Origin of the sequence: Streptomyces sp. CB01881 (genome assembly GCF_002953255.1) — a bacterium.
GTDB lineage: Bacteria > Actinomycetota > Actinomycetes > Streptomycetales > Streptomycetaceae > Kitasatospora.
Map to the genome: position 1 here is coordinate 5551299 of NZ_CP026498.1, position 11918 is coordinate 5563216.

An 11918-nucleotide genomic window follows, 5' to 3' on the forward strand; every position below is an offset into this window, starting at 1 on the left:
CCGATAGGCAAGGAGATGTGCATGACCGCCCCAGGACAGGTACCGGGACCGGGCCTCGTCGCCGAACTGAAGGGAGCGGTCACCCCGCGCACGGCGCTGCTGGTGATCGCCGTGCTCCTGCTCCAGTTCGGCTTCATCACGTCCTACGTCGGAGCCCTCCATCACCCGACCCCGCACGAGCTGTCGATCGCGGTGGTCGCCCCGCCGCAGGTCTCCCCCAAGCTGGTCGCGGCGCTGGAGTCGGTGCCGGACGACGCCGTCAAGGCCGTCACCGCACCGGACGCCGAGACCGCCACCGCGCAGATCAAGGACCAGAAGATCTACGCCGCGCTGGTCTTCGACCCGGCCGGCACCGAGGACACCCTGCTGGTCGGCGGCGCCCGCGGTCCCTCCGCGGCCAGGGCGGCGGACACCATCGTCACCGCGCTGGAGAAGACCCAGGGCCGGACGGTGAAGACCGTCGACGTGGTGCCGCTGGCCAAGGGCGACCCCAACGGCCTCACCTCCTTCTACCTGGTGATCGGCTTCTGCGTCGGCGGCTACCTGGTCGCCTCGATCCTGGGCGTCAGCGCCGGCGCCAAGCCCGCCAACACCAACCGGGCGGTGATCCGGCTCGGCACGCTGGCGCTGTACTCGGTCGCGGCCGGCATCGGCGGCGCGATCATCGTCGGCCCGGTCCTCGACGCACTGCCCGGCTCGTTCTGGGGCCTGGCCGGCGTCGGTGCGCTGGTGGTCTTCGCGGTCGGTGCGTTCACCATGGCGCTGCAGTGCCTGTTCGACATCATCGGCATCGGCATCGCGGTGCTGATCTTCGTGGTGCTCGGCAACCCGAGCGCGGGCGGGGTCTTCCCGCCGCCGCTGATGCCGCCGTTCTGGCGGGCGATCGGCGCCTGGATCCCGAACGGCGCCGGGACGGAGGCGACCCGCTCGATCGCCTACTTCGACGCCACCAACCTCGGCATGCCGCTGGTGGTCCTGCTGGTCTGGGCGCTGGTCGGCGTCGGGATCACCTTCGCCGCCGTCCTGCGCGGGCCGCGCGGCGGCCGCGAGCTCGTGCACCCGTAGGACGCGTCCGGACGGTGCGGGCCGGCGGCGGCGCGAACCGCCGGGCACGCCCGCGGCCGCCCGGTGCGGGGCCCCGGCCGCTACACGTCCAGCCGGCCCGGGTCCGCGACGATCGCCCGGACCACGCCGACCGCGGCCCCGAGCAGCGGGCCGCGGCGGCCCAGCCGGGAGACCGTCAACCGCTCGTCCGTCCAGGGGCGGACGGTCACCCGGGCCGCCAGCTCGGCCCGCATCGCCCCGAGCAGCCAGGGCGCCAGCCGGGCGTAGCCGCCGCCCAGCACCACCTCGGCCGGGTCGAGCAGGTTGACCGCCCCGGCCGAGGCGATGCCCAGCGCCGAGCCGGCCCCGGCCAGCGCCGCACGGACCTCCTCGTCACCGGCCTCGGCCCGCTCGGCGAGCAGCGCCACCCAGTCACCGCGGATCCCCTCCAGGCCCGCCGCCCGCAGCACCGCCGCCTCCCCCGCGTACTGCTCCAGGCAGCCGTGCGCCCCGCAGGCGCAGGGCGGGCCGTCCGGGCGGACCGGCACGTGGCCCAGCTCACCGGCGTAACCGCGGGCCCCGCGCAGCAGCCGGCCGCCGACCACGATCGCCGCGCCGACCCCGGCCTCGGCGGAGACGTGCAGGAAGTGTTCCGGCGCCCCGCCCAGCCAGAGTTCGGCCAGCCCGCCCAGGTTGGCCTCGTTGTCGGCGTCGATCGGCAGCTCGGCCAGCTGCCCGGCACCGGCGGCGCGCAGCGCGAGCCGCAGTTCGGCGGTGACCGGCACGTCCTGCCAGCCCAGGTTCGCGGCCCGCTGGAGCTGCCCGCCGCCGTCGCCGACCAGCCCGGGGACGGCCAGGGTCAGCCCGGCCGGGCGCAGCCCCGCCTCCACGGCGGCCGCGCGCAGCAGCTCGGCCAGGTCGGCCAGGACGGCGGCGGGCCGCCTGCCCCGGTTGCGGATCTCCTGGCGGCGCCAGGCGCGGACCTCCCCGCGCAGGTCCACGACGCAGGCGCCGAGGTGCTCCACCCCGATCTCGGCGCCCAGGCCGCCCGGCCCCTGCGGGTTGAGGCCCAGCGCGGTGCCGGGCCGGCCGACCTTGCCGCTCGGTGCGGCCGGGCCCTCCTCGACCACCAGACCGGCGGCGATCAGCTCCTCGGCGAGCGAGGAGACGGCCGCCCTGGTCAGGCCGGTGTCGGCGGCCACCTCGGCCCGGGAGCGCGGGGCGCGCGCGATCACGCCGAGCACCAGCGCCAGGTTGGCCCGGCGCATGCCCTGCTGGCTGGCGGGCCCGGCCCGGAGGCCGTCCGTCTCGTGCATCGCCCTCACCCCGCTCGGCTGCCGGACACCGTCGTCGAGACCGGTCGTCTGCAGCCTAACCGCGTTCGGCCGCCCGCTCCCGGCGGCCCGGGGAGGGCGGGCCCGCCGCTCCTCACGGGATGCGCTGCGGCTGCTCCGCGGGGGTGGCGGCGGGTTCGGCGAGGCGGGTGAAGACCCAGCGCTGCATGGCCCAGTAGCGGAAGAGCATCGCGATGAAGGTGCCCACGACCATCCCGCTGAGGAAGTCGGCCACCTCCTGGGTGAAGGCGGTCACCTGGGGCTGGCGCAGGTCGAGCAGGTAGCGCGAGACGATCAGCGGGAGGTCGTTGACGCCGATCGCCACCGCGCTGACCAGCAGGAACAGCAGCGCCTCCCGGCGGCGGCCGGCCGCGCGGAAGGACCACTGGCGGTTGAGCACGTAGGAGACCGCGGTGCCGACCACCGTCGCGACGGTCAGCGCCACCACCGGCTTCTGCTGCAGCACGGTGAACTTCAGCGAGAGGTTGAGCACCGTGGTCAGCGCGAAGCAGACACCGCCGACCAGCAGGAACTTCACCAGCCGGCGGTGCCTGAGCAGGAACGGGCGCAGCCCGGCCGGCACTCTGGCCAGGGCGCGCTGCGTGGGGGACGGCATCTTCGCAGTCTGACCACGGTGGCCGCGGGCCGCTACTCGTCGGCCGCCGCCCGCTCCCGCGCGTGGGCTACTCGTCCGCGGTGATCCGCAGCACCCCGGTGGTGGTGCCCTGGTACACCACCCCGCCGGGGGCGATCGAGCCGACCATCTGGAGGGTGTCGAAGAGGAAGCCGGCCCCGGTGTACTCGGTGCGCACCACGGCGCCGGTGCGCGGGTCCACCTCCGCGTAGTAGTAGGGGTCGAGCACCGAGGTGGCCTCGGTGCCCGGGATCACCGGGTTGCGCAGCACGGTGTGGATCAGCCCGTCGGCGGTGGAGAGCCGGGGAACGGCCGCGGAGCGCACCTTGTTGTCCCAGGCGAGGTCGCAGCCGGAGCCGTCGGGGCGGACGTCGACCCGGCTGAACCCGCCGCGGAACCGGCCGGACGACGGCACGCTCGGCCCGGCGTCGTCGGGCAGCTTCGGGTACGGGTACCCGTAGGTGGAGGCGACGAAGACGGTGTTGCCGGCCGCGACCGGGGAGTTCTCACTGCCGCTGCCGCCCGCCTTCAGCACCGGCACCGAGCAGACCTGCGAGCCGTCCGAGGCCCGGTAGACCAGGAGGTTGACGGTGGGCGCGGCGTTGTCGACGACGGTGACGTAGTCGGTGCCGGTGCGCGGCCCGAAGAAGGTGGGCGTCGAGCCGGTGCCCCAGCTGAGCTGGCCGGGCTTGCGGCCGGGCCCGCGGTCGTACGGGCGGCGCCAGGCGATCCGCGGCGTGCCGTCGGCCGCCGCCGTGAGCAGGTAGGTGGCGTGGGTGGTGGCGACGGCGGTGCCCTCCGGGGCGGTGGAGATCGAGTTGGCGACCTTCTCCCCGGCGGGCAGCGCCAGGGCGCGGACGGTGCCGGTGCGGTCGTCGGCGGTGCCGACCACGCCGCCGCCGGTGGCGAACCACACCCGGCCCTGCCAGTCCGGCGAGACGCCGGTGACGGCGTCGCCGGCGGGCACCGCGCCGGCCAGCGACAGCGACCGGTCGACGTACAGCTCCCACCGCCCGGCCGCGTCCCGGCGGTGGCCGATCCGCAGCAGGTTGCGGTCGCCGTCGACGGCGACCAGGCGGTTCTCGTCGTCCAGGTAGGCGTAGACGCCGCCGAGCAGGGAGCCCTTGGCGAGCGGCAGCTCGGCGACCGAGCCGCCGTCGGCCGGGTCGAGCAGGTGGACGGTCGGGGTGAGGCCGAAGATCGTGGTGCAGAGCGCGACGGGGTACCCGTCCGAGCCCACCAGCACGGTCGGGCAGGCGGACTGCAGCGCCACCCGGTCGGAGGCGAGCGGTCCGGCCTTCGGGCCGGGCAGCGGGGTCGCGTCCGAGGAGCCGGTGTCGCCGTGCATGGTGGCGGTGCCGTCCGGTCCCGCGTACGGGTTGTGCGGCGGCAGCGGCGCGTACGGGGTGTCGGCGTGGGCCGGGGTGCCGCCGGCGAGGGCCAGCAGGAGGGCCGCCGGGAGTACGGCGGCGCGCATGGGCAGCGCGAGGCGCATAGGGGTCCTGTCCCATCGGGTGAGAGGAGCGAACGGGCGTGACGGTGCACTCCACCCGGATCGGGGGTTCCCGGCAGGGGCTCCGGCGGGGGCGCCGGGCGGATCACCGCGCATCAGGGGACGCGGTGACAGATCGCGGAGCATGCGCGGGCCAGGTCGACGTCCAGTCGACGGCTCAGGTGCGCATGGCGATTCACACCGTCAGGCTGCCGCACTGACGGTCCGTCTCACAAGGCGCGTCTCACGGTACGGGAAAGGGCCCGGCGGGCAGTCCTCCTGCTCCGCCGGGCCCCTGAGCCGCCGTCAGGCGGCGACCAGCACCGCGGCCGGCTCCAGGGCCAGCCTCAGCACCTCCCGGACGTCCGCGACCGGATGGACGGTGAGCCGCTCCAGCACCTCGGCCGGGACGTCGTCCAGGTCGGCCTCGTTCCGCTTGGGGATGATCACCGTGGTGACGCCCGCCCGGTCGGCGGCGAGCAGCTTCTGCTTCACCCCGCCGATCGGCAGCACCCGCCCGGTCAGCGACACCTCACCGGTCATCGCCACGTCGGTGCGCACCTTGCGGCCCGAGAGCAGCGAGGCCAGCGCGGTCGTCATGGTGATGCCGGCGCTCGGCCCGTCCTTGGGGACGGCCCCGGCGGGGACGTGCAGGTGCACGCCGCGGTCCCGCAGCGAGGTGACCGGAAGCTCCAGCTCGGCGCCGCGCGAGCGGAGGAAGGAGAGCGCGATGTGCGCGGACTCCTTCATCACGTCGCCCAGCTGCCCGGTGAGGGTGAGCCCGGTGCCGCCCGTCTCGGCGTCGGCGAGCGAGGCCTCGATGTAGAGGACGTCGCCGCCGGCGCCCGTCACCGCGAGGCCCGTCGCCACGCCGGGGACGGCGGTGCGCCGCTCGGCCGGCTCCTGGGCCGCCTCGGGGACGTGGTGCGGCCGGCCGATCAGGGCGCGCAGGTCGTCGGCGCCGATCGCGGCGGGCAGCTCGCGCTCGCCCAGCTCGCTCTGCGCGGCGATCTTGCGCAGCACCCGGGCGATCGAGCGTTCGAGGTTCCGGACGCCGGCCTCGCGGGTGTACTCGCCCGCCAGCCTGCGCAGCACCTCCTCGTCGACCGCCACCTCACCGCCCTTCAGGCCGGCCTTCTCCAGCTGGCGCGGGAGCAGGTGGTCGCGGGCGATGACGACCTTCTCGTCCTCGGTGTAGCCGTCCAGGCGGACCAGCTCCATCCGGTCGAGCAGCGGCTCGGGGATGGCCTCCAGCACGTTGGCGGTGGCGAGGAAGACCACGTCGGAGAGGTCCAGCTCGACCTCCAGGTAGTGGTCGCGGAAGGTGTGGTTCTGCGCCGGGTCCAGGACCTCCAGCAGTGCCGCGGCAGGGTCCCCCCGGTAGTCGGAGCCGACCTTGTCGATCTCGTCGAGCAGGACGACCGGGTTCATCGAGCCGGCCTCCTTGATCGCCCGCACCAGCCGGCCGGGGAGCGCGCCGACGTAGGTGCGCCGGTGGCCGCGGATCTCCGCCTCGTCCCGGACGCCGCCCAGCGCGACCCGGACGAACTTGCGGCCCATCGCGCGGGCCACCGACTCGCCGAGCGAGGTCTTGCCGACGCCGGGCGGGCCGACCAGTGCCAGCACCGCCCCTCCGCGCCGGCCGCCGACCAGGCCGAGCCCCTGGTCGGCCCGGCGCTTGCGCACCGCGAGGTACTCGACGATGCGGTCCTTCACGTCGGCCAGGCCGGAGTGGTCGGCGTCCAGCACCGCGCGGGCGCCGGCGATGTCGTAGGCGTCCTCGGTCCGCTCGCTCCAGGGCAGCTCCAGGACGGTGTCCAGCCAGGTGCGGATCCAGGAGCCCTCGGGCGACTGGTCGGAGGCGCGCTCCAGCTTGTCGACCTCCTTGAGCGCCGCCTCGCGCACCTTCTCCGGCAGGTCGGCCGCCTCGACCCGGGCGCGGTAGTCGCCCTCCTCGTCGGCCGGGTCGCCGTTCAGCTCGGCAAGCTCCTTGCGGACGGCCTCCAGCTGGCGCCTGAGCAGGAACTCCTTCTGCTGCTTGGCCACGCCCTCCTCGACGTCCTTGCGGATGGTGTCGTTGACCTCCTCCTCGGCGAGGTGGTCGCGCAGCAGCGTCAGCGCGTACTCCAGCCGGGCCACCTGGTCGGCCTCCAGCAGCACCTTGAGCTTCTGCTCGGCGGTGACGAAGGGGGCGTAGCCGATGTTGTCGGCGAGCTCGCCGACGCCCTCGATCTGGGCCACCCGGTCGACGATCTGCCAGGCGCCGCGCCTGCGCAGCCACTGGGTGGAGAGCGACTTGTACTCCTTGACCAGCTCGGCGGCGCGCCCGGCCACCGGGGTGCCGACCGAGGACTCCCGGAACGGCGTGGTCTCCACCCAGAGGGCGGCGCCGGGCCCGGTGGTGCCGACGCCGATCCGGACCCGGCGCACGGCGCGCACCAGCGCCGCCGGGTCTCCGTCGGCCAGCCGGCCGACCTGTTCGACGGTGGCGAGGGTGCCGGCCGCCGCATAGGAGCCGTCCACCCGCGGGACCAGCAGGACCTGGGGCTTCCCGGTGCCGGTGGCCGCGGCGCGCGCGGCCTCGACCGCGGCCCGCACCTCGGCGTCCTTGAGGTCCAGCGGGACGACCATGCCCGGGAGCACAACCTCGTCGTCGAGCGGCAGCACGGGCAGGGTGAGCGGTGCGGACGTCGATGCCATGATCTCTCCCCAGTCAGTGAAGTTGAGTTGACCTGACTAAGGTTTGGCGGGCGCCGGTTGTTCCCCACGGCGCGTTCGCCGTGAGCGAACGGGATCGGGCGGGAGCGGCACGGGGAAGATCGCGGGAGGGCCCGTCAAAAACGCCCGGGCGGCGTCACATCCGGTCCAGCAGGGCGGCCCGGCCCGAGGCCGCGGCGGACGTCCCGGCCGGCCCTGCGGGCTCGGACCGGCGCCCGCCCTCGCGGTGACCCGGCTCCGGGCGGCACAGACGGCGGCCGGAGGTGCGCCGCAGCCGGCGCCAGAGCGCCACCCCGGCCAGCACCGCCGCCGGGTGGCCGATGCCGGTCACCAGGTCCCGGTCGCTCGCGATCTGCTGGGCGATCAGCGCGGCCGCCAGGCCGAGCACCAGCAGCCGCCCGCGCGGCCGCAACAGCCCGGCCAGCGCGCCGAGGCTGGCCAGGACGCCGTAGCTGACCCCGATGTCCAGGTGGTCCAGCGCCCCGGGCTCCAGCCGCCGGCCGGCCACGGCGGCGATCACCACCACCTGGGAGAGCAGCGTCGCGCCGACGTGCCCGGCCGCGAAGACGGCCGCCGCCCGGCCCGGGCCGACCCGCCGCTCCAGCGGCGCGACCGTGAAGGCGAAGGCCCACAGGTACGGCATCCAGATCGTCCCGGCCACCCAGAACCCGCTGAACAGCAGCGCGCGCACCGGGTGGTGCAACAGGTTGTGCGCGTCCGAGCTGGACGCCTGCTGGAGCCGCAGCACCAGCCCCGGGTCGGCGAGCTTGGCGAAGGTGGTGGTGGCGCAGACCACCGCGAGGTAGCCGAGTGCGAAGGGATTGCGCCGGGGCGTCGGCACCCGGGCCAGCAGCCAGTCGACCACCCAGACCCGCAGGCCGTACCGGAGCATCCCGTAGGGCGGCCCGGCCCGGCCGGCACCACTGCGCAGCCCCGCCATGCCGCCTCCGCTCCGACCCGCTGCAACCGGCCCCGTCCGGTGCCCAACGTACCGGCGCGCGCCGGAAATCCCACCCCCCGTGAATCTTGTCGTGACCACGTTACGTCGGGCTCCTGGGAGCCCGCTGGGAAATCCCCGTGAAGACCCTCTGGCGGCCGGACGACGGGAACCCCCGGATTTGGTCCAGACCTTCCCTCTGCCTACGCACGAGTAGCTGCCCTGACCGGCGGGTTGATGTCAAGAAGTCTGCATACGTATCGTCACGGAGTGAAAAATCGCCGGGTAAGGTAGCGGCCCGTGCCCACTCCCGAGTGGGCCGGAGGGCGGCCCGAAAGCCGGCCCACGGGCCGGAAACGACCGGTCCACCTGCCGGGAAGCATCCGCGGTCCGTACGCTGCGAAGTGTGCGGAAACGGCGGGCAGTCCACACCTGCCCTCCGGTCCGCGCACACGAGGTAAGCGGGACGGCGGACCCGGCACAGTCCACGACGGAACAAGACTACGAGCGGAGCCCCGCCATCCCCACAGGTGGCCGGCCCGCAGCCCTGGGGGCGGTGGCGTGACCGTGACAGAAATTCAGCAGGACAACCAGAACGGCGGCGGCACGGTGAGCAGCCAGCGCAGAGTGCTGGTGGTGGAGGACGAGCCCACGATCGCCGAGTCGATCGCGGCCCGGCTGGGTGCGGAGGGCTTCAAGGTCGCCGTGGCCCACGACGGCCCCGGCGCCGTCGACGGCTTCCACACCTGGCAGCCCGACCTGGTCGTGCTCGACATCATGCTGCCCGGCTTCGACGGCCTCGAAGTGTGCCGCCGGATCCAGGCGCAGCGCCCGGTACCGGTCCTGATGCTGACCGCGCGCGACGACGAGACGGACCTGCTGGTCGGCCTCGGCGTCGGTGCCGACGACTACATGACCAAGCCCTTCTCCATGCGCGAGCTGGCGGCCCGGGTCAACGTGCTGCTGCGCCGCGTCGAGCGCGCCCAGCAGGCGGCCCGCACACCGGCGCTCGGCTCGCTGCGCTTCGGCGAGCTGGAGATCGACCACGTGCAGCGCCGGGTCCGGCTGGCCTCGGGCGACGTCCACCTGACGCCGACCGAGTTCGACCTGCTCGCCTGCCTGGCCGCCCAGCCGCGCGCGGTGCTCACCCGCGAGCAGCTGCTGGCCGAGGTGTGGGACTGGACGGACGCGTCCGGCACCCGCACCGTCGACAGCCACGTCAAGGCGCTGCGCCGGAAGATCGGCGCCAGCTGGATCCGCACCGTCCACGGCGTCGGCTACGCGCTGGAAGCCCCGCTCTCCTAGCGGCGCCTCGGGCGACGGGCCTCCGGGGGGCCCGTGTCCCGAACCGCCGTGCCCACCCGCGCGGGCGAGCGCCGCGCGCGGGGAACCACAGCACGCGGGGAACCACAGGGGACCAATGACCTTTCCACAGCAACGCAACGGGGACACCGACGGCACCCGGCGGCCCACCCTGGCCGCCCGCGCCGCCCGCCGGGTCTGGGCCGACATCCGGCCGCTGGACCCGGTCCGCTCCATCAAGGGCAAACTCGCCCTCCTGGTGATCGTCTCGGTCTTCCTGGCCACCGGCATGGTGGTCGTGGCGATCCGCTCCGAGACGCAGATCCGGATCATCATGATCTTCTCGATGATCGCGTCACTGCTCTTCATGCAGTTCCTCGCGCACGGGCTGACCGCCCCGCTGCGCGACATGACGGCCGCCGCCCGCGCGATGGCCTCCGGCGACTACAGCCGCCGGGTCGAGGTGAACTCGCGCGACGAGATCGGCGAGCTGGCGGCCACCTTCAACCAGATGGCGGCCGACCTGGAGGCCGCCGACCGGCACCGCCGTGAGCTGGTCGCCAACGTCTCGCACGAGCTGCGCACGCCCATCGCCGCACTGCGCGCAGTCCTGGAGAACGTGGTGGACGGCGTGGTCCAGCCGAACCCGGCGACCCTGGGTGCCGCGCTGGAGCAGACCGAACGGCTCGGCCGGCTGGTCACCCACCTGCTCGACCTCTCCAAGATCGACGACGGCGTGGTCGACCTGGACGCCCGGCCCTTTGAGGTCCGCGAGTTCCTGGACGGCGTGCTGCGCGGGGTCACCGTCGACGGCGCGACCGCCGGCGGGGCGTTCTCCCGGCGCGGGGACGTCCGGCTGGCCCTGGAGGTCAGCCCGGCCGGCCTGACCGGCGTCGCGGACCCGGAGCGGCTCCACCAGGTGGTCGCCAACCTGGTCGACAACGCCTGCAAGCACTCCCCGCCCGGCGGCACCGTCATGGTCCGCGCGCGGCCCGGGGACGCCCCCGGGGCCCTGCTGCTGGAGGTCGAGGACGAGGGGCCGGGCATCCCGCCGGCCGACCGCAGCCGGGTCTTCGAGCGGTTCAGCCGCAGCGGCACCGCCACCGCCCAGGGGCCCGGCGCCGACGGCGGCACCGGGCTGGGGCTGGCCATCGCCCGCTGGGCGGTGGACCTCCACGGCGGGCGGATCGAGGTGGCCGAGGCCGCCCGGGGCTGCCGGATCGAGGTACGGCTGCCCGGTCCGCGCTGACCCCCGGTTCAGACCTGCATGTCACAGATCCGACACAGACGTATACGGATCTCGGGAAGCGATTATGTCCGGTTTCGCCCCATTATGGGGCTTGATTGGGGGTGATCGCTTCCCATCCGAAGCGGCTTTCTAACGCACATTTTCAGCCAAACTGCAGGTCAGGACTGTGATCTGGGCGACGCCTGAGCCCTGGGGACTGCGCGATCACTGGTCAGGGGCGTAGCCTTAATCCCCGCTGTCCAAACATCCCAAAAGGAAGCGGAAGAGGGCGGTTGCCGCCGTGTCGCCACAGTCCCAAGAAACCCCCAACAGCTCGGCAAGCTCCACTGGCTTCGGCCCCAATGAGTGGCTCGTCGACGAGATCTACCAGCAGTACCTCCAGGACCCGAACTCGGTCGACCGAGCCTGGTGGGACTTTTTCGCCGACTACAAGCCCGGTACCGAGGTGACCCCAGTGACCCAGGCCGCGACCCAGGTCGGCCCCACGCCGACCACCGTTGCCGCCCCCGCGCCCGCCGCTGCCGCTCCGGCCGCGCCCGCCCCCGCCGCACCGGCCGCGCCCGCGCCGGCCCCCGCGGCCCCGGCAACCGCGCCGCTCGCAGCAGCCCCCGCCGCGCCCCCGGCCCCCAAGGCCGCCACCCCGGCCCCGGCCGCGCCCGCCGACGGGACCGGCCCCGAGCTGGTCCCGCTGCGCGGTCCGGCCAAGGCCGTCGCCACCAACATGGACGCCTCGCTGGAGGTGCCGACCGCGACGTCCGTCCGCGCGGTGCCCGCCAAGCTGCTGATCGACAACCGCATTGTCATCAACAACCACCTGCAGCGCGCCCGCGGTGGCAAGGTCTCCTTCACCCACCTGATCGGGTACGCCCTGGTCCAGGCCATCAAGGCCTCGCCGGGCATGAACCACAGCTACCAGGTGAAGGACGGCAAGTCCTACCTGGTCAAGCCCGAGCACGTGAACCTGGGCCTGGCCATCGACCTGGTGAAGCCCAACGGCGACCGCCAGCTCGTCGTCGCGGCCATCAAGAAGGCCGAGACGCTCGACTTCTTCGGCTTCTGGCAGGCCTACGAGGACATCGTCCGCCGGGCCCGCGCCAACAAGCTGACCATGGACGACTTCACCGGCGTCACGGTCTCGCTGACCAACCCCGGCGGCATCGGCACCGTGCACTCCGTGCCGCGCCTGATGCAGAACCAGGGCACCATCG

The 11918-nt window shown here is 74.1% G+C and carries 9 protein-coding genes; 4 read left to right on the forward strand and 5 right to left on the reverse strand.

All coding sequences use genetic code 11. The features are described from left to right. The first annotated feature begins 21 nt into the window (after positions 1 to 21). Positions 22 to 1065 (forward strand): ABC transporter permease, encoded by a 1044-nt coding sequence (locus tag C2142_RS14000; RefSeq protein ID WP_148642948.1) that lies wholly within the window; start codon positions 22 to 24, stop codon positions 1063 to 1065. A gap of 80 nt (positions 1066 to 1145) precedes the next feature. Here C2142_RS14000 and C2142_RS14005 read toward each other — a convergent pair whose 3' ends face one another. From C2142_RS14005 to C2142_RS14025, 5 genes are all read right to left on the reverse strand, one after another. Continuing rightward, a complete protein-coding gene (locus tag C2142_RS14005) occupies positions 1146 to 2360 on the reverse strand; it encodes an ROK family transcriptional regulator (RefSeq protein ID WP_148642949.1) in 1215 nt (404 codons plus the stop codon). A gap of 112 nt (positions 2361 to 2472) precedes the next feature. Next, complete coding sequence (locus tag C2142_RS14010) at positions 2473 to 2994, reverse strand: GtrA family protein (protein WP_148642950.1); 522 nt, start codon at positions 2992 to 2994, stop codon at positions 2473 to 2475. A gap of 67 nt (positions 2995 to 3061) precedes the next feature. Continuing rightward, positions 3062 to 4507: a hypothetical protein gene (locus C2142_RS14015; RefSeq protein ID WP_148642951.1), complete on the reverse strand. Its 1446-nt coding sequence runs from the start codon at positions 4505 to 4507 to the stop codon at positions 3062 to 3064. 303 nt (positions 4508 to 4810) lie between these two features. Continuing rightward, positions 4811 to 7204 (reverse strand): endopeptidase La, encoded by a 2394-nt coding sequence (lon, locus tag C2142_RS14020; RefSeq protein ID WP_148642952.1) that lies wholly within the window; start codon positions 7202 to 7204, stop codon positions 4811 to 4813. Positions 7205 to 7358: 154 nt separating this feature from the next. After that, complete coding sequence (locus tag C2142_RS14025) at positions 7359 to 8162, reverse strand: rhomboid-like protein (RefSeq protein ID WP_148642953.1); 804 nt, start codon at positions 8160 to 8162, stop codon at positions 7359 to 7361. 564 nt (positions 8163 to 8726) lie between these two features. Here C2142_RS14025 and C2142_RS14030 point away from each other — a divergent pair. From C2142_RS14030 to C2142_RS39770, 3 genes are all read left to right on the forward strand, one after another. Then, on the forward strand, positions 8727 to 9464 hold the full coding sequence (locus C2142_RS14030) for a response regulator transcription factor (protein WP_162002469.1): 738 nt from the start codon (positions 8727 to 8729) through the stop codon (positions 9462 to 9464). 115 nt (positions 9465 to 9579) lie between these two features. After that, complete coding sequence (locus C2142_RS14035; protein ID WP_148642954.1) at positions 9580 to 10710, forward strand: ATP-binding protein; 1131 nt, start codon at positions 9580 to 9582, stop codon at positions 10708 to 10710. A gap of 280 nt (positions 10711 to 10990) precedes the next feature. Then, a partial coding sequence (locus tag C2142_RS39770; protein ID WP_241002568.1) for a 2-oxo acid dehydrogenase subunit E2 occupies positions 10991 to 11918 on the forward strand: 928 nt, incomplete at its 3' end.